Annotated in this window: 12 protein-coding genes and 2 pseudogenes; all 14 read left to right on the forward strand. The window is 55.5% G+C overall.

Annotated features, from left to right (window positions below; all coding sequences use genetic code 11):
- The coding region (locus tag KJ869_08615; GenBank protein MBU1577255.1) for a hypothetical protein at positions 1 to 1,442 on the forward strand (1,442 nt) is incomplete at its 5' end.
- 60 nt (positions 1,443 to 1,502) lie between these two features.
- Positions 1,503 to 2,639, forward strand: coding sequence for a glycosyltransferase (locus KJ869_08620; protein ID MBU1577256.1), 1,137 nt, complete (start codon positions 1,503 to 1,505; stop codon positions 2,637 to 2,639).
- Positions 2,636 to 4,045, forward strand: coding sequence for a sugar transferase (locus KJ869_08625; GenBank protein MBU1577257.1), 1,410 nt, complete (start codon positions 2,636 to 2,638; stop codon positions 4,043 to 4,045). The genes KJ869_08620 and KJ869_08625 overlap by 4 nt, the downstream gene beginning before the upstream one ends.
- A gap of 39 nt (positions 4,046 to 4,084) precedes the next feature.
- On the forward strand, positions 4,085 to 5,272 hold the full coding sequence (locus KJ869_08630; GenBank protein MBU1577258.1) for an MFS transporter: 1,188 nt from the start codon (positions 4,085 to 4,087) through the stop codon (positions 5,270 to 5,272).
- Positions 5,273 to 5,950 (forward strand): ABC transporter ATP-binding protein, encoded by a 678-nt coding sequence (locus tag KJ869_08635; GenBank protein MBU1577259.1) that lies wholly within the window; start codon positions 5,273 to 5,275, stop codon positions 5,948 to 5,950.
- Positions 5,938 to 6,675 (forward strand): LPS export ABC transporter ATP-binding protein, encoded by a 738-nt coding sequence (gene lptB, locus KJ869_08640; GenBank protein ID MBU1577260.1) that lies wholly within the window; start codon positions 5,938 to 5,940, stop codon positions 6,673 to 6,675. Before KJ869_08635 ends, lptB begins: the two co-directional genes overlap by 13 nt.
- Positions 6,676 to 6,723: 48 nt before the next feature.
- Positions 6,724 to 7,662, forward strand: coding sequence for a GDP-L-fucose synthase (locus tag KJ869_08645; GenBank protein ID MBU1577261.1), 939 nt, complete (start codon positions 6,724 to 6,726; stop codon positions 7,660 to 7,662).
- Positions 7,663 to 7,708: 46 nt separating this feature from the next.
- Positions 7,709 to 8,914, forward strand: coding sequence for a PLP-dependent aminotransferase family protein (locus tag KJ869_08650; protein ID MBU1577262.1), 1,206 nt, complete (start codon positions 7,709 to 7,711; stop codon positions 8,912 to 8,914).
- Between the two features lie 372 nt (positions 8,915 to 9,286).
- A pseudogene (locus tag KJ869_08655) lies at positions 9,287 to 10,132 on the forward strand (YncE family protein).
- Between the two features lie 135 nt (positions 10,133 to 10,267).
- Positions 10,268 to 11,116, forward strand: a pseudogene (locus tag KJ869_08660) (YncE family protein).
- Positions 11,117 to 11,248: 132 nt separating this feature from the next.
- Positions 11,249 to 11,977 carry a T9SS type A sorting domain-containing protein gene (locus KJ869_08665; GenBank protein ID MBU1577263.1) on the forward strand — a complete coding sequence of 243 codons (729 nt, stop codon included), beginning with the start codon at positions 11,249 to 11,251 and terminating at the stop codon, positions 11,975 to 11,977.
- Between the two features lie 165 nt (positions 11,978 to 12,142).
- Positions 12,143 to 15,160, forward strand: coding sequence for a beta-propeller fold lactonase family protein (locus KJ869_08670; GenBank protein ID MBU1577264.1), 3,018 nt, complete (start codon positions 12,143 to 12,145; stop codon positions 15,158 to 15,160).
- Positions 15,161 to 15,595: 435 nt separating this feature from the next.
- Complete coding sequence (locus tag KJ869_08675; GenBank protein MBU1577265.1) at positions 15,596 to 16,906, forward strand: hypothetical protein; 1,311 nt, start codon at positions 15,596 to 15,598, stop codon at positions 16,904 to 16,906.
- A 122-nt stretch (positions 16,907 to 17,028) separates the two neighbouring features.
- Positions 17,029 to 19,509 (forward strand): glycogen/starch/alpha-glucan phosphorylase, encoded by a 2,481-nt coding sequence (locus tag KJ869_08680; GenBank protein MBU1577266.1) that lies wholly within the window; start codon positions 17,029 to 17,031, stop codon positions 19,507 to 19,509.
- Positions 19,510 to 19,537: the final 28 nt, after the last annotated feature.

The raw sequence follows: 19,537 nt of genomic DNA on the forward strand, positions 1-19,537 counted from the left end.
CGTTGTTGCTGTTTGTTGCGTCAAACATAACGGCGGCTGATTTCACAGTCATTGACGATAAGTTCAATTCATATTATTATGATCTTGAATTGCGGGGCTTGGTCGAGCCGGCGAGTTTGTACGGCCCGCTGACCTACCGCCAATATCAATCAATCCCCGATTCGACCAGGGAAACATCAATCTCACATTACCGGGAGCTGGGGCTGCCGTTTTCCGGCAGTGAACAAATGCGCCTTTTCGGCCAAGTTGAGGCCCAGCTTCTTAAAAACAAAAATAAATTATCAACCGTCGGCGAGTTTCATGGCGGAATGCTGCTGGGCTCCGGACGGTGGTCATCCGCCGCCGTATATGAAGGAATATCGGGTGACGATCTTTCTTCAAATTATTACGGGTATCAGTGGCGCGGAGTCAAGGCCAAGACCGGCCAGGTTTACGTAAGGTGGTCGGGCGATAAAAGCTTTTTCCAGATCGGCAAGGACCAGATTAACTGCGGGCTGGGGCTGACGCTCTCGGGCCGGGATCCTTACGAGAATATTCAGGGGGGTGTGACCCTGGGGGATCACTTGAAACTTTACGGTTTTGTCGGCAAACTTGACGGCTGGCTTAAGGACAGCGTTTTTGTCAACCGTTATCTGGCCGGGCATCGGGCCGAGATATCTTTTCCCCCATTTCAATTGGGATTCAATGAATATGTGATCTATGGCGGGCCGGGACGGAATGTGGAACTATATTATCTTATTCCCTTATATCTTTACCAGGGAGAGCAGATCAACCGCCAGTTTGACGATAACGTCATCTGGAATGCCGATTTTAAAATCGTAAAACCTCCTTTCAGATTATCCGGAGAGGTGACCATTGATGATTTTCAGATAGAAAGGAAAACCGCCGGAGACCAGGAACCAACCGAAGCCGGATTTGGCCTACAGGCCGATTGGGCGGTTATATCCAGCCCCTGTTTTGTCACCACATCGCTTTCCTACCGGATGATCACCGGATGGACATACAATCAATCCAAGGATTGGAACCGTTTCTTGTTTGAATCCCAGCCGATCGGTTCCGAAGAAGGAAACGATTTCGACCGGTTGTCATGGAAATTAACTGCGAATTCTTCGGCCTGGATCGGCTCGGCCGAAGTATTTTATAAACGAAAGGGTCAGGGAAGCATCGAGGATCCATGGACTGAACCCTGGGCTCATGATTCAACCTGGCACGAGACCTTTCCCACCGGAGTGGTGGAGAAGACATTAGGCTGCCAGATTAACCTGGAATGGCAGACGACGGTAATTAAAATTTTGAATCAAAACCGGCTAATGAATGTCTTCGGATTATGGAGATATGAAAACAGCCAAAACTATGATAATATCTCCGGGCAAAACCGCAGTCAATGGTTGGCCGGGTTGGGACTGGGATTCAGTTTTTCGCAGGGAATAATCAATTTTTAAACGGGCACTGATTCGTCTTTATAATGCCATAACCGTGTAATAGGTTTAAGTAAGCTTTTTATGGATAGCAATCTGAAAAACACTAAAATTGCCATTGTCCACGATTATCTGAACCAATACGGCGGAGCCGAGAGGGTTCTGGAATCGTTGCACGGGCTTTTCCCGGAGGCTCCGATCTATACCCTGCTGCATGATCCCGATATGCTGCCAGGCCATTTCCGTGGCTGGGATATCCGCCCGTCCTTTCTCAACCGATTACCAGGGCACCGGCGCCACTATCAAAAACTATTGGCTTTATTCCCACTGGCGGTGGAAAGCTTCGATCTAAATGATTACGACATAGTTATCTCCAGTTCCAATGCTTGGGCCAAGGGGGCTATAACCACTAGCCGAACATTCCATCTTTGTTATGTACATACGCCCATGCGTTTTGTATGGGATTGGTATCATTATATTTCTCATGAACATAATGCCGTTACCAATCTCTTTCTGATCCCGTTTTTAAGCAGGATCCGCCTATGGGACGAATGCAGTTGCCAACGTCCGGATTTTTATGTTTCAAATTCAATGGAAGTGCAAAGGAGGATTGCCAAGTATTACCGGCGCCACTCTACGGTGGTTTATCCGCCGGTTAAAACCGATTTTTTCATTCCGCCGGAGGACAGCGCTATTGGCGATTACTTCCTGGTAGTGTCCAGGCTCAAGCCGCATAAAAGGATAGATCTAGCGGTAAAAGCATTCAACCAACTTAAGCTGAAACTTATAATAGTCGGAGACGGCGGCGAATACAACCGGCTAAAATGCTTGGCCGGCCCGAACATCAATTTTGCCGGCAGGGTATCGGATGACCAGCTGCTGAAGTACTACCAGGGTTGCCGGGCCTTGATATTTCCCGCCTTGGAGGATTTCGGCATTGCCCCGGTAGAGGCCCAGGCCTGCGGACGCCCGGTTATAGCCTATGGGAAAGGCGGCAGCGAAGAAACCATCGTGGATGGCAGGACGGGTATATTATTTCAGCAACAAACACCTGAGAGCTTGATTTCAGCGGTTACCGGTTTTAACCAGTTCCAATTTGAAAGCAAGACCGTAAGAAAACAGGCGGAGACTTTTGACCAAAAAATATTCGAGCAGAAATTCATCAGAATCTTAAGCGATCAATATAAGGCATTCCTTCAACAGAGGCAGGGAGACCGATGAGAAAATATTGGGCCGCAATATATTCCTGGATTATATTAGCCAGCGATTTAATATTAGGCTGGACTGCCGCCAATATTTTATGGACCCTGTGGTTTGTAAAATGGGGCCCCGGGCAGGGTCCGCAGCCGCTGGAGATGGAACATAAGGTAGCTTTGGTGGTTTTTCTGTTGCTCTCGGTGCTGCTGCACGGTGGGTATCGCCACACCTATAAAATGAATCGGCTGGAACAAATATTGAACATATATAAATCTTCACTTATAAGTCTGGTTTTCATTATAGTGGTGGTTTTTTTAATAAAAGGTTATCGGTATTCCAGGGGATTTATTGTTTTATATTATACGGCTGCGCCGTTCCTGCTCTCTTTGGGCAGAGTATTGTTTTTTGTATTCAGTGAAGAGCTTATGAAGCGCGGCTGGGGTATAAAAAATGCAATCATTATCGGCAGTGGGAAAACAGCCAAAGCCGTTTTTGACCATCTGATAACCAACCGGGCCTACGGATACAAGATAATAGGATTTTTGGTGGAGAACGAAAAGGATCTGCAATTCAAATACGGAGGGGTGAAGGCCATCGGCCTTCACCGGGATTGCGATATAGCCGTCAAAAGAAATAAAGTTGAGGAGATATTCATCCCGGGTCTGACCACTAAACTGGCCGATTACAGCGACCTGATCGATCTCTGCCGCAACCATAAAATGGAGGTCAGCATAATTTCCCACCACTATGACCTATTGGCTAAGGTGGCCGGGATATATGATGTAGCCGGGGTGGCCATTGTGACCCAGCACGGGACCTTTTATAGCCGGTTTTACCCCTATGTCAAAAGGGCCATGGACGTTTCCCTTTCGACCCTGGCCCTGGCTGTGTTCAGCCCGGTGATGTTGGCAATCGCCCTGCTAATCAAACTCAACTCCCCGGGGCCGGTTTTCTTCAGGCAGACCCGGGTGGGAAGGAATAGCATCCTCTACCCGTTGTTAAAATTCCGAACCATGCATAAGGATGCCGAAAAGGTAAAGGTGAACCTGCATCAGCATAACGAGGCCGATGGTCCGATATTCAAGATCAAGGAGGACCCCCGGATCACCAGGGTGGGACGCTGGCTGAGGCGCCTGAGCCTGGACGAGCTTCCCCAGCTGATCAACGTATTCAAGGGGGATATGAGCCTGGTGGGACCGCGACCCCCATTGCCCTCGGAGGTGGAGAAATACCAGGATTGGCATAAATACAGACTACAGGGGCAACAGGGGATGACCGGGCTGTGGCAGGTTTCCGGCCGGAGCGAATTGTCCTTCGAAGAGATGGTGCTGTTGGACATTTACTACCTGGAGCACTGGTCGCCCATGATGGATCTGGAGATACTGATCAAAACCATTCCGGCGGTGATCACCGCCAAAGGGGCCTACTAAGATTACAGATATGGGATAATAGATTTTAGGGAATTATAAATGGAAAATACCGGGAATAAAAAGATATCGCCCAGCGTGGTCCGGCTGGGGTGGGTCAGCCTGCTGACCGACGCCTCCTCGGAGATGCTATATCCGTTGATCCCCATTTTTCTGACCACTGTGCTTAATGCCCCGATGGCGGCCCTGGGCCTGATCGAAGGGCTGGCCGAGAGCGCTGCCAGCATTCTGAAGATATTCTCGGGCTGGTGGTCGGACCGGATCGGAAAACGCCGGCCCTTCGTGATTGGCGGCTATTCGCTGTCGGCCCTGTCCAAGCCGCTGATGATCTTCGCCCTGACGGCCGGCTGGCCGCTGGTTCTTCTACTGCGGGTGATGGATCGCACCGGCAAGGGCTTCAGGTCATCGGCCCGGGACGCCCTGATCGCCGACCACACCCCGGACTGTTTGCGGGGCCGGGCCTTCGGACTGCACCGGGCCATGGATTCCCTGGGAGCGGTGCTGGGCCCGCTGGCGGCCCTGTTCTTCATGAGCCGGCTGGGGGAGGGTGCCGCGGCCTACCGGACGGTCTTTTTATGGGCCTTCGTCCCGGCAGTGCTGGGGGTATTTCTGCTGTTCACCGTCCGGGACAAACCATTTGTCAGCCGCTATATAAAACCCAAGTTCCAGTGGAAGGCCTTCAACCAGGATTTCAAGATATTCATTTTCATCAACCTGATCTTCGCCATCGGCAACTCATCGGATGTTTTTCTGATCGTCCGGGCCAAGGAGCTGTTCTCAACCAATCCGGTGGTGATGTCGCTGCTGGCCTACATGCTGTACAATCTGACCTATTCCCTGGGTTCCTACCCGGCCGGGATGCTGGCCGACCGGATAGGTTCACGCAAGGTATTCACCCTGGGGCTGTTGGTCTTCGGGCTGGTCTATCTGGGCTTCGCCTTCAATCACAGCCCGCATATGCTGTGGGTATTGTTCGCGGTCTACGGATTATATACCGCCCTGACCGACGGGGTGGGCAAGGCCTATGCCTCCAAGCTGGTGCAGGAGGAGCTGCGGGCCACCGGAATGGGGGTGTACCACATGTCCACCGGGCTGGCCAGTTTTGTTGCCAGCACCATCGCCGGGCTGTTGTGGCAGACCCTGGGGTTCAGGTCCACATTCATCTTCGGAGCGGCCGCCGCCCTGCTGGCGGTGATCATGTTCGTATTTTTAATCAAAGGGAAGAAATAAATGACGGCAGTGATAGATGCCATAAATGTGAATCGGATATTCCAGGCCCCCAAAGGCGACCTTAAGGTATTATCCGAATTATCCTTCTCCATCGAAAAAGGCGGAACCGCCTCCATTGTGGGGGCCTCGGGCTCCGGCAAATCCACCCTGCTGCATATCCTGGGGTGTCTGGACCGGCCCACCGCGGGGAAGGTTATGCTGGGCGGGCAGGATACCTCGCTGTTGTCCGATCACGATCTGGCAGGGGCCAGAAATAAAAGCATCGGCTTCGTCTTCCAATTCCACCATCTGCTACCGGAGTTCACCGCGGTCGAGAACGTGGCCCTGCCCCTGCTGGTCGGCGGTATGGAAAAAAATGAATCGTTTGCTCTGGCCGAGAAGCTGATGGATGAGGTGGGCCTCAAAGAGAGGTGTCTGCACCGGCCCTCGGAGCTTTCGGGCGGGGAACAGCAGCGGGTGGCGGTGGCCCGGGCCCTGGCCAATTCGCCGGAGGTCATCCTGGCCGACGAGCCCACCGGCAACCTGGACAGCCGGTCCGGAGGATCGGTGGCCGACCTGCTATGGCGGATGAACCAAGAAAAGAATATCGCACTGGTCCTGGTGACCCATAATAACGAACTGGCCGGGCGGGCCGAACGGATAATGGAACTTAAGGATGGACGATTATGGCCGAAGTAAATAACCGAACACTGAAAATAAAGAACATCTACAAAAGCTACCGCAAGCACCGGGCGGTGAACGGCATCTCCATCGAGATCAACCAGGGGGAGATAGTGGGGCTGCTGGGGCCTAACGGGGCCGGCAAGACCACCACCTTCAACGTCATCACCGGACTGATCAAGCCCGACGAAGGTTCGGTGCACCTGGACGAAACCGACATTACTGACATGCCGATGTACCAGCGGGCCCGGCACGGCCTGGGCTACCTGACCCAGGAATCTTCGGTGTTCCGCAAGCTGACGGTGGCCGAGAATATCATGGCCATCCTGGAGATGATGCCTTTAAGCGATCAGCAGAGGCAGGATCGCCTGAAGAACCTGCTGCAGGAGCTGAGCATCACCCATCTGGCCGACAAGAAGGCCCATTCCATTTCAGGCGGGGAGCGGCGCCGGGTGGAGGTGACCCGGGCCCTGGTCACCAACCCGGCCTTTCTGCTGCTGGACGAGCCGTTCACCGGGATAGATCCCATCGCCCGGGCCGACATCCAGCAGGTGGTGATCAAACTAAAAGAACGCGGCATCGGCGTTCTGTTGACCGATCACAACGTCCGGGAGACCCTGGAGATCACCGACCGGGCCTATGTGGTCTACGAGGGCCAAATATTCGCCTCGGGCACGCCCCAGGAGATCGTGGATCACGCCGGGGCCCGGGAGAAATTCTTGGGGAATAAGTTCACCCTGTGAGGGCGGATCAGTATTTAATAAGCCAGATAATCATATAAGGGAAAAGTCATGGATAAAAATGCCAAGATCTATGTGGCCGGACATGCCGGGCTGGTAGGATCGGCCATGCTGAAGCAGTTGAAAGAAAAAGGCTATCACAATATCATTCTGCGTGAGATGAACCAGCTGAACCTGCGGGATCAGTCGGCGGTAGGTGAATTTTTCAAAGCCGAAAAACCGGAGTATGTCTTTCTGGCGGCGGCCCTGGTGGGCGGCATCCATGCCAATAACACCTATCCGGCCGATTTCATCTACGATAACCTGCTGATAGAGTGCAACGTCATCAATGCCTCATACCTCAACGGGGTCAAAAAACTGCTGTTCCTGGGCTCCTCCTGCATCTATCCCCGGGAATGCCCCCAGCCCATGAAGGAGGAATACCTGCTGACCGGCCCGCTGGAACCCACCAACGAGCCCTACGCGGTGGCCAAGATCGCCGGGATCAAGATGTGCCAGGCTTACAACAAACAGTACGGCACCAAATTCATCTCGGTGATGCCCACCAATCTTTACGGCCCCAACGACAATTACCATCCTCTCAATTCGCATGTCCTGCCGGCCCTGATCCGCCGCTTCCACGAGGCCCGGGAGGAGGGTCGGCCCTATGTGGAGGCCTGGGGCACCGGCTCGCCCCGCCGGGAGTTCTACTACTCCGAGGATATGGCGGCGGCCTGCATCTTTCTGATGGAAACCTATGACGGCGGCGAAATTGTCAACATCGGCTGCGGACAGGATATGACCATCAGGGAGCTGACCGCACTGGTGGCCAAAACTGTCGACTATAAGGGCCAGATCCGCTGGGATGAATCCAAGCCCGACGGCACCCCCCGGAAATTGCTGGACGTCAGCCGACTGCACGGTTTGGGCTGGACCAAACACACCCCGCTGGAGGAGGGCCTCAAGCTGGCCTACCGTGATTTTCTGGAGAACCCCCAGATCAGAAAATAATGACAATGCGTTCAAATTAAAAAAATATAAAGACGGAGGAACTGTGATGATCAAAGACCTTTCTGCTTTCTATTCCAAGAATGCCCTGAACATGAAGCGCTCCGAGATCCGGGAGCTTCTCAAATACACCCGCAAGCCGGAGATCATCTCCTTTGCCGGCGGGCTGCCGGATCCCCAGACCTTCCCGCTCAAGGACATCGAGGAGATAGCCTGCCAGGTGCTGAGGGAGAAAGGGAACGTGGCCCTGCAGTACGGCCCCACCGAGGGCGAACTGCCGCTGCGCCAGGAGATCGCCAAATGGATGGCGGCGCATAAGGCCGGCATCAATCCCGAGAACATCATGATCACCTCGGGTTCGCAACAGGGCCTGGACATCATCGCCAAGGTGTTCATCGATCCGGGCGATCCCATCATCGTGGAACTGCCCAGCTACATCGGCGGGCTGCAGGCCTTTCAGGCTTACCGGGCCAAGATGATCGGCATCCCCCAGGATAACGACGGGATGAAGGTGGACAAGCTGGAGAAGGTTCTGGCCCGGATGGCCAAGAAGAAAAAGAAGCCCAAGTTCATCTACGTGGTGCCGGATTTTCAGAACCCCTCCGGGGTGACTATGTCGCTGGAGCGCCGGAAGAAACTGCTGGAGCTGGCCTATAAATACGAAGTGCCGATCATAGAGGACAGCCCCTACCGCGACCTGCGGTTCACCGGGAACGATGTGCCGCCCATCTACAGCCTGGACACCCAGAACCAGGTGATAGTGCTGGGCACCTTCTCCAAGATATTCTGCCCCGGCCTGCGTCTGGCCTGGCTGATGGCCCCGGCCGCCTGGACCGACCGGATGATAGTCTCCAAGCAGAGCATGGACCTGGCCAGCCCCACTTTCAACCAACTGATCGTGGCCGAGTATATGAAGCGCGGGCTGCTGGTAGGACAGGTCGAGAACATCAAAAAACTGTACGGCAAAAAGCGGGAGGTGATGCTGAAGGCCCTCAAGAAGAACATGCCCAAGGGGGTCAAGTGGACCAAGCCGGAGGGGGGGCTGTTCCTGTGGGTCAAACTGCCCAAGAACATGAACGCCACCGAATTGTTCATGAAGGCCATCGAGGAGAACGTGGCCTATGTGATAGGCTCGGCCTTCCACTGCGACGGCAAGGGGCAGAACACCATGCGGCTGAATTTTTCCTACGCTTCGGAGGAACAGATAGCGGAGGGCATTCAGCGGCTGGCCAATATGATCAGAAAGAATATGTGATCCCGGCATATAAGCATGATGGGTAGACAGTATACAGTAATCAGTAGGGGCGGGGTTTAAACCCGCCGACCTCACCCCCGACCCCTCTCCTAAAGCATTAGGAGAGGGGCTTTTGTGTCCCCTAAAAAGGGGAGGATATGAGGGGTGTCTTGGTTCGGGCCGTGTACAATACCGTAGGGATATGGTCGCCATGTCCGGCACCATGCCTACCCGGCAGGAAACATTGGGCCGGCCCCGGCCGGCGGGTTTTCTGTTTGACATATGGGATAATTAATAGTAGAATACTTATAACATATCATCATTGGGCTTAAGCAATACCATTACTCTAATACTGTAAAGGAGAACAAGATGAAACACACTTTGTCCGCAGTCATGGCCGTGCTGGGGGCCTTTTTTATTCTGGCCGTTCCGGCCCAAGCCGACTGGGCCACCACCACCGTGGCGGCGGGGACAAACCCTTCCGCTGTTGCTATTAATCCGGTAACCAACAAGATTTACGTGGTCAACTGGAGCAGCAACAACGTAACGGTGATAGACGGGGCCACCAATGACACCACCACGGTGGCGGCGTGGGCAAGCCCCTGTGGCGTGGCTTGCAACCCGGTAACCAACAAGACCTACGTGGCAAATTATGGCAGCAATTGTGTGACGGTGATAGACGGAGCCACCAACAATACCAGCACCGTGGCTGCGGGAGGCGGCCCCTGGGCCGTGGCTTGCAACCCGGTAACCAACAAGATCTATGTAGCAAACAATGGCAGCAACAACGTAACGGTGATAGATGGCGCCACCAATGTCGCCACTACCGTGGCGGCAGGGACAAACCCCTATGCCGTAGCGGTAAACCCGGCCACCAACAAGATCTACGTGACCAACGAAGGCAGCAACAACGTAACGGTGATAGACGGGGCCACCAACGACACCACTACCGTGGCTGCGGGGACAAACCCCAGGGCCGTGGCTTGCAACCCGGTAACCAATAAGATCTACGTGGCCAACTACAGCAGCGACGACGTAACGGTGATCGACGGGGCCACCAATGCCACGGCCACGGTGGTGGAGGGAGAAGGACCCTATGCCGTGGTTTGCAATCCGGTAACCAACCAGATCTATGTGGCGAATAACAACAGCGCCAATGTAACGGTGATAGACGGGGCCACCAATGGCACCACCGCCGTGGCGACCGGAACACAGCCCTGGGCCGTGGCTGTGAACCCGGTGACCAACAAGATCTACGTGGCGAATATCGGCAGCAACAACGTAACTGTGATAGACGGGGTCACCAATGACACCACAATCGTGGCTGCGGGGACAAGTCCCAATGCTGTGGCTTGCAACCCGGTGACCAACAAGATCTACGTGGCCAACCAAAGCAGCAACAACGTAACGGTGATCGACGGAGCCGCCAATGCCACTGCCACGGTGACGGCGGGGACATATCCCTATGCCGTGGCTTGTAACCCGGTTACCAACAAGATCTACGTGGCCAACTACAGCAGCGACGACGTAACGGTGATCGACGGGGTCACCAATGCCACGGCCACCGTGACGGAGGGAGACGGACCCTATGCCGTGGCTTGCAATCCGGTAACCAACCAGATCTATGTGGCGAATATCGGCAGCAACAACGTAACGGTGATCGACGGGGCCACCAATGCCGCCACCACCGTGGCTGCGGAAGGAGGACCCTATGCCGTGGCTTGTAACCCGGTTACCAACAAGATCTACGTGGCCAACTATTCAAGCAACAACGTCACGGTAATAGACGGGGCCACTAGTGACACGGCCAGCGTAGCGGCGGGGACAAGTCCCTGTGCCGTGGCTTGCAACCCGGTTACCAACAAGATCTACGTGGGGAATTACAGCGGCGACAGCGTGACGGTGATCGACGGGGCCACCAATGCCGCCACTGCCGTAGCGACGGGGACAAGTCCACGTGCAGTGGCTTGCAACCCGGTAACCAACCAGATCTACGTGGCCAACTGGACCAGCGCCAACGTAACGGTGATAGACGGGGCCACCAATGCCACCACTACCGTAGCGGCGGGGACCAACCCCATTGCCGTGGCGGCCAACCCGGCAAGCAACAAGATCTATGTGGCCAACTATGGTAGCAACAACGTAACGGTGATAGACGGGGCCACCAATGACACCACTATCGTAGAGGCGGGTTCATATCCCTATGCCGTGGCTTATAACCCGGTAACCAACAAGATATATGTGGCGAATTACAACAGCAATAACGTAACGGTGATCGACGGGGCCACCAATGCCACAACCACCGTGGTGGCGGGGACAAACCCCATTGCCGTGGCTTGCAACCCTGCAAGCAACATGATCTACGTGGCGAATTATTACAGCAACGACGTAACGGTGATAGACGAGGCCCCTGTTTACGATACCGGGGTGCGGGCGGTGATTACTCCGCTGGCAAATAACAGCACCTACCTGTCCCAGCCCACCCTGACCGGCAGGGCCGTCAACCGCTGGGCTACCAACAGGACCGACATGATGGGCGTCATCAACGATTGCCTGCCCTGTCCTAATTCCTGGCAATGGTCGGCGGGCCCGTTCGACAGCACCTCCTCGGACTCCATCAGCTTCAATTTCAACTGGGGGGATTCGCTGGTATGGGGGGAGAACTTTGTCACCTTCGTTCCGCTGGAGATGCAGGCCGCCACCACCAACAACCTGGGGCTGGGCACTCCCTTTTCCGGTAACAGGCTGGTCTATCCGGTCTACCGGATAGACTCGACCGCCTACGGGGTGGCCGGCCAACCGGAGAATATCGGACAGCCTTTGGCATTCAGGCTGGAACAGAACTGGCCCAACCCCATGAAGGATCAGACAACCATCAGGTATCAACTTTCCAAGTCAGCAGCAGTCAAGGTGGAAATATATAACATAACAGGCCAGAGGGTGAAGATCCTGGTTGAGGGGACACAGCCGGCCGGGCATCATACGGTGCAATGGAAGGCCGCCGGAGTGGCCTCCGGGGTGTATTTCTGCCGATTGCAGGCCGGGGACTTCAGCGCGACTAGGAAACTGCTGATAGTCAGGTAAGCCCCTTTCATTGGCATAAGGGCCGCCCTTTAGGGCGGCCCTTATGACTACATTCATGAAATTCATATTGCTTTATTGGGTGTTTTAAGATAACATCAATATGGGGTTTGGATCATAAACCGCTATCGGCGCTTTCTCTGAAAACTTAATTCACAAGGAATAGACATGAAAAGAATGCTTATCACGGCAATAGCCTTGCTGGCAATGCTTCTGGGCGGAGCGGCAACCTGCCGGGCCGATTGGGCCACCGCCACCGTATCTGCCGGCTCCTGGCCGGTGGCCGCGGCAGTGAACCCGGTAACCAACAAGATCTACGTGGCCAACCGCTATGCCGACAGCGTCACCGTAATCGACGGGGCCACCCTGTCTTCGACCAGGGTGGCGGTGGGCCAGTACCCCAGGGCCCTGGCGGTCAATCCATACACCAACAGGATATACGTGGCCAACTATGACGGCGGCACGGTGACTGTAATAGACGGGGCCACCCATTCCACTGTTACCGTGGCGGCCGGAACCAATCCCATGGCAATTGCGGTGAATCCCATGACCAATAAGATCTACGTGGCCAACGAGGGCAGCGCCAATATCACCGTGATCGACGGGACCAATAATTCCGCAGTGAACGTGACGGGAAGAGACGTGCCCTGCGCCATAGCCGTGAACCCAGTGACCGACATGATCTACGTGGCCAACGCCGGCAGCCACTATCTGACGGAGCTGGCCGGCATCGATAATTGGACGGAGAGCATCAGCATAGCGCCCAGCGGAACCTACACCTTTGCCGTGGCGGTGAACCCCTCCACCAACATGGTCTATGCCACCAGGGGCGACGGCCTGGTGGTGGAAGTGAACGGGGACGGCCATGACACCAGCTTCGTGTTGATTGATGGAGACGGCGGGGCCCTGGCGGTGAATCCGGTGACCAACAAGATCTACGCGGCCAATTATAATGACAACAGCGTAACGGTCATAGACGGGGCAACCCATGCCACAACCAGAGTGGCCCTGGGGTCACCTCCGCAGGCCATAGCGGTGAACCCGGTGACCAACAAAATCTACACCGCCAACGACACCGGCGACAGCGTGACGGTGATCGACGGGGCCACCAATGCCATAACCAACATTTCCACCGGGAATCTTACCTGGCCCCAGGCCATCGTGGTCAACCCGGCCACCAACAAGATCTACAGCATCAACCACATGGGCGACAACCTGACGGTGATCGACGGAGGCGATTACGATACAGCCACGGTAGCCGCGGGTTCCATTCCCTTTGGCGCGGAGGTGAACCCAGTAAGCAACAAGATCTACCTGGCCAACACTAACAGCGACAACGTCACGGTGATCGACGGTGCCACCAACGACACCAATGTCGTTGCGACAGGCGATACCCCCTGGGCGGTGGCGGTCAACCCGGTGACAAATAAGGTCTACGTGGCCAATTACTATGGCAATAACGTGACCGTGATAGACGGCGTCACCAACGGCACCACCACGGTGGCTGTCAGGACAACCCCCCGGGCGGTGGCGGTCAACCCGGTGACAAATAAGGTCTATGTGGCCAACGGCAATAACTCCAGCGTCACGGTGATAGACGGCGCCACCAACGACACCGCCACGGTGACCACCGGATCAGTTCCCTATGCCGTGGCGGTGAATCCGGCCACCAACCGGATCTACGTGGCCAACTACGGGAACGCCAGCGTCACGGTAATAGATGGGGCTACCAACAACACCGCCACCGTGGCTGCGGGAGCCAGCCCCCGGGCAGTGGCGGTGAACCCGTTGACCAACAAGATCTACGTGGCCAACACCAACAGCGACAACGTCACGGTGATCGACGGCGCCACCAACGACACCGCCATCGTGGTTGTGGGCACGAATCCCTATGCCGTGGCGGTGAATCCGGCCACCAACCAGATCTACGTGGCCAATAACGGCAGCGACAACGTAACGGTGATCGACGGCGCCACCAATGGAACAACCACAGTGGCTGCGGGGGCAACTCCCCGTGACGTGAAAGTGAATCCGGTGACCAACAAGATCTACGTGGCCAATGGTGGCAGCGACAATGTAACGGTGATCGACGGCGCCACCAATGCCACTCACACGATCGCCGCCGGGAACTCCCCCATAGTCCTGGTGGTGAATAAGGTGACCAACAAGGCATATGTGGCCAATAATAGCGGCAGTAACCTGACGGTGATCGATGCGGTTAGGGAGTGGGACACCGGCATAACGGCAGCCGTTGACAGCAGCATCAATCACCGCAGCTATGCCCATCGGCCATATATCACAGGCACGGCCTCGGTGAACTGGCCGCCCAACTGGATCACTTTAGATCACGTGCTGGACAAATGGATGACCGGGCAGGAGGCCTGGCACCAGGCTTCGGTGAACGGATCCGGTAAGACCGTCGACTGGACTTACAACTGGAGCGGCGACTCCCTGCTGTGGGGCGAGAATTATATCAATATCGTGCCTTTGTCGCAAAGCGGCACCACCAACAACCTGGGCCTGGGCACGGCCATGACGGGGAATGTGCTGACATACCCAATCTATTACCTGGACAATGTTCCGCCGACCATCGCCTGGTGGGACAGTCTGGCGGATGATACTGATTCAACCGGTGGTTACGGTCCATACCAGGTGAAAGCTGTCATCAGGGATTTCTCCGGCATTTCCACGGCCTTTCTGCATTACGACGGAGACAGCGTGGCCATGAATAGGACCACAGCCGATAGCTTCTCCGCCAGCATCCCGGCCCAGATACTGGCCGCGGGAGACAGCCTGATCGTCACCTATTCGGTCAGCGCTAGGGATCATGCTCACGATTTTAACAGAGTTCAGAGCTCGCCAAGGGCGATTTGGCTATACAATTTTATGGGAGTGGCGGGAAGGCCGGCATCATCGCTTCCGACTTCGTATGTCCTGAACAATGCCTATCCCAACCCGTCGAGGGGGCAGACGGTATTCAAGTACCAACTGCCCAGGCAGTCCGATGTCCAGCTTCAGGTATACAACGTGGCCGGGCAGCTGATAAAGACCTTCCGGGAGGGCAGCAAGCCGGCCGGGTATCACCAGATAAGCTGGAACGGCAATACCCTGCCCAACGGCATTTACTTCTACCGCCTGCAGGCGGTAGACTTCAGCGCGACAAAGAAACTGCTGATAGTCAGGTAATCTAGGACTAAGGTAGTTTAAGTGAAAAAGCCCCGCCAAAGGCGGGGCTTTTCATATTGATATTCGGGGCAAAATATTTGCTGCACTTTGGTGTTGCAGTCCGGGCATAATTATTGTAACATTAACGCAGGTTAAATAATAAAAGCCGGTTTGCGTATTCGGTATACAGTATTCAGTAGACGGCAACATTGTAAAAATAAGAAATCTTATTGCCTTGGTGTCTTGGTGGTTAAACTCCGGCAAAGTTTAAAAGCCTCGGTGTCTCTGTGCCTCTGTGGTTAAAATTCTGGATTCCCGACTTCTCGGGAATGACAATGGTGGATTCTTCGGCTTGGCAAGCAAGGGGCCGGGCTCAGAATGACGTCCGTATTTAAAGCTAAAAATATAAAGTCTTAGTGTCTTGGTGGCAAAAATTATAAATTAGTAAAGAATATTATGCCGGCAAAGGATCAATCCAAACGGGCCTGGGTGGTCTCGGTGGACATGGGCTACGGCCACCAGCGGGCCGCCTACCCCCTGAACGAGATCGCCAACGAACGGGTGATCACCGCCAACAACGACCAGATCATCTCGGAGCGGGAGCGGGGGATCTGGCAGTGGAGCCGAATCGGCTATGAGACGGTCTCCCGGCTGAAGACCATCCCCTGGATCGGCAAGTTCATCTTCGGGGCCTACGACAGCCTGCAGTCCATCGCGCCGTTCTACCCCTTCAAGGTGGATGCCCGGCCCAATCTGACCGTGCTCCGGGTGAAGGGGCTGATCAAGCGCTGGGGATTGTGCAGCAGCCTGATCGATTACGTCAAAAAAGAACCACTGCCATTGGTCACCACCCATTTCATCCCGGCCCTGGCGGCCGACTACCTGGGGCTGGAGAACGTCTACTGCATAGTCACCGATACCGACATCAATCGGGTGTGGGCAATTGACAAGCCCGCCCAGACCAGGATCAAATACCTGACCCCATCGCGCCATGCCACCATCCGGCTACGGCAGTATGGGGTGCCCGAGAACCGGATCATCATGACCGGTTTCCCCCTGCCCCGGGAGAATATCGGGGGTCGGGACCAGAAGATCCTGAAAAAAGATCTGGCCGAGCGCCTGCCAAATCTGGATCCCCACAAAAAGTTCATCACTGTCTACGACGAGACGCTGAAGAAATTTTTGGGCGAATCAAGGGCCAAGAGCAACCATCCCCTGACCCTGTGTTATCTGGTGGGCGGGGCCGGGGCCCAGACCGAGATCGGCATCACCATCGTCAAGGCCCTGCAGAAGAAGATCTGCGCCGGCAAGATCAGGGTCAACCTGGTGGCCGGCACCCGGCTGGACACGGCCGCCTACTTCAATAAGGAATTAAAGGCCCTGGGCATCGATCCCCGGACCAACTCGGGGGTCAAGGTGATCTACGCTTTGGACAAGCGGGCCTACTTTTCCATCATCAACCGGGAGCTGAGGACCACCGACATACTGTGGACCAAGCCCTCGGAGATGTCGTTCTACACCGCCCTGGGCCTGCCGGTGATCATCGCCCCGCCGGTGGGGGCCCACGAGAAATTCAATCAGCAGTGGCTGGAGCACATCGGCTCGGGCTTCGTCCAGGAGGATCCCCGCTACGTGGACCAGTGGCTGTATTACGTGCTGGAGAGCGGAAAATACGCCGAGGCCGCCTGGCATGGCTTCATGAATGCGCCCAGTATGGGGACCTACAACATCGAGGATGCTATGTTCGGCAAGCCGGGGGAACAGTAGCTCTCTTTTTTCTCACACCAAGACGCTAAGACACCAAGTTATTGTCGGGTCTCTTCCCCTTAGTGCCTCCGTGTCTTTGTGTGATGTTTATAAAAATCAATATTCAATAATATCAAACTGATATGCCGGAAAAGAAAATAAAAATAGGTGACGAGGTCACCCGCCAGGGGGTAGACAAGGAATCGTTGAAAAAATCCTTCTTGGATCACATTGCCTTCTCACTGGCCAAGGACAAGTATTCGGCCACCAAGCGGGACTACTACCTGAGCCTGGCCCTGGCCATTCGGGACCGGCTGGTGGAGCGTTGGGTGCGGACCCAGCAGCGGTATTACCAGGTGGACGCCAAGCGGGTCTACTACCTGTCGCTGGAATTCCTGATGGGGCGCAGCCTGGGCAACAGCATCATCAATCTGGAGATGGATTTCGCCTGTCGCAAGGCCCTGGAGGAGCTGGGATTCGACCTGGAGGAGATGATGGAGGTGGAGTGGGACGCCGGGCTGGGCAACGGCGGCCTGGGCCGGCTGGCGGCCTGCTACCTGGACTCAATGGCCTTTCATGCCCTGCCAGCCTACGGCTACGGCATCCGCTATGAATACGGAATCTTCCTGCAGAAGATACAGAACGGTTACCAGGTGGAGATGCCGGACAACTGGCTAAGATACCAGAACCCCTGGGAGCTGCCCCGGCCGGAACATCTGTATCCGGTAAAATTCTACGGCCGGGTGGAGATGGGCCAGTGGCCGGATGGCCGGTCCCGGTTCCTGTGGCAGGATGGCGAGGAGGTGATGGCCATGGCCTACGACACTCCGGTGCCGGGCCACGGCAACAACACCGTCAATACCCTCAGATTGTGGTCGGCCAAGGCCACCCGGGAATTCGACCTCAGTTACTTCAACAGCGGGGACTACGTCTCGGCGGTGGAGGACAAGAACCAGAAGGAGAACATCACCCGGGTGCTGTATCCCAGCGACAATGTCTATCAGGGCAAGGAGCTGCGCTTAAAGCAGCAGTACTTCTTTGTCTCGGCCACCCTGCAGGACGCCATCCGGCGCTATAAAAAAACCCAGCCGGACATGAAGGCCTTTCCAGAGAAGACCGTCTTCCAGCTCAACGACACCCACCCGGCCATCGCCATCCCGGAGATGATGAGGCTGCTGATGGACCAGGAGGGTATGGAATGGCAGGAGGCCTGGGACATCACTGGAAAGGTGTTCGCCTACACCAACCACACCGTGCTGCCGGAGGCCCTGGAGCACTGGCCGGTGGACATGATCGAACGGATGCTGCCCCGCCACTGGCAGATCATCGGCGAGATCAACCGCCGGCTGATGGAGGCGGTGGAAAAGAAATACCCCGGCGACCGGCAGAAGAAACAAGCCATGTCCATCATCTCGCCGGATCCCGAGCCCCAGGTACGGATGGCCCACCTGGCCATCACCGGATGCTTCTCTGTGAACGGGGTGGCCGAGCTTCACACCAGGATCCTCAAGGAAAGGGTGTTCCCGGAGTTCAATGAATTCTTTCCGGGCAAGTTCAACAACAAGACCAACGGCATCACCCCCCGCCGCTGGCTTAAAAAATGCAATCCGGGCTTATCCGAACTGATCACCAAGAAGATCGGGCCGGAGTGGGTAAAGGACCTAAGCCTGCTGAAAGAATTGGAGCCGCTGGCCGAAGATTGCCTGTTTCGGGAGAAATGGCGGGGGATCAAACGCGACAACAAGATCCGCCTGGCGGAATACATCCGGACCCACAACAACCTGGAGGTTAATGTCAACTCCATGTTCGACGTCCAGGTAAAGCGCTTCCACGAGTACAAGCGCCAGCTGCTGAACGTGCTGGGGGTGATAGCCCAATACAACCGGATCAAAAAGGACCCGGAGGCCCCGGTGGTACCGCGGACCGTCATCTTCGGCGGCAAGGCGGCCCCCGGTTATTTCATGGCCAAACTGGTGATCAAGCTGATCAACTGCGTGGCGGACAAGGTCAATAACGATCCCGATATCGGTAATAAACTCAAGGTGGTCTTTCTGGCCAACTACGGGGTATCCCTGGCCGAGCTAATCATGCCGGCCGCCGAACTGTCGGAGCAGATCTCCACCGCCGGGATGGAGGCCTCGGGCACCGGCAACATGAAGTTCGCCCTGAACGGGGCCCTGACCATCGGCACCCTGGACGGGGCCAATATCGAGATCATGGAGGAGGTGGGCGAAGACAACATCTTCATTTTCGGGCTGACGGCCGAGGAAGTGTCACAGTTAAGAGCCAAGGGCTACGATCCCAAAAATCAATATCATTCCAACGGCCAGCTGAAAGAAGTTGTGGACCAGTTGGATGGCGGGTTATTCTGCCCCGAGGATCCGGGACTGTTCAAGCCCATAGTGGACAGCCTGCTGAACAAGGGCGATTATTATTTGCTATTGGCAGATTTCGCCTCCTACCTGGAATGTCAGGAGCGAGTGGATAAGACCTACCTGGATACAGACCAGTGGACCAAAATGGCCATACTCAACGTGGCCAATATGGGAAAATTCTCCAGCGACCGCTCGATCAAGGAGTACGCTGAACAGATATGGAAAGCCCACTCGGTGCCGATTGAATAGGCGATGGTTATTAGTTGCTGGTTATTAC

It is taken from the genome of Candidatus Edwardsbacteria bacterium (assembly GCA_018821925.1).
Classification (GTDB): domain Bacteria; phylum Edwardsbacteria; class AC1; order AC1; family EtOH8; genus UBA2226.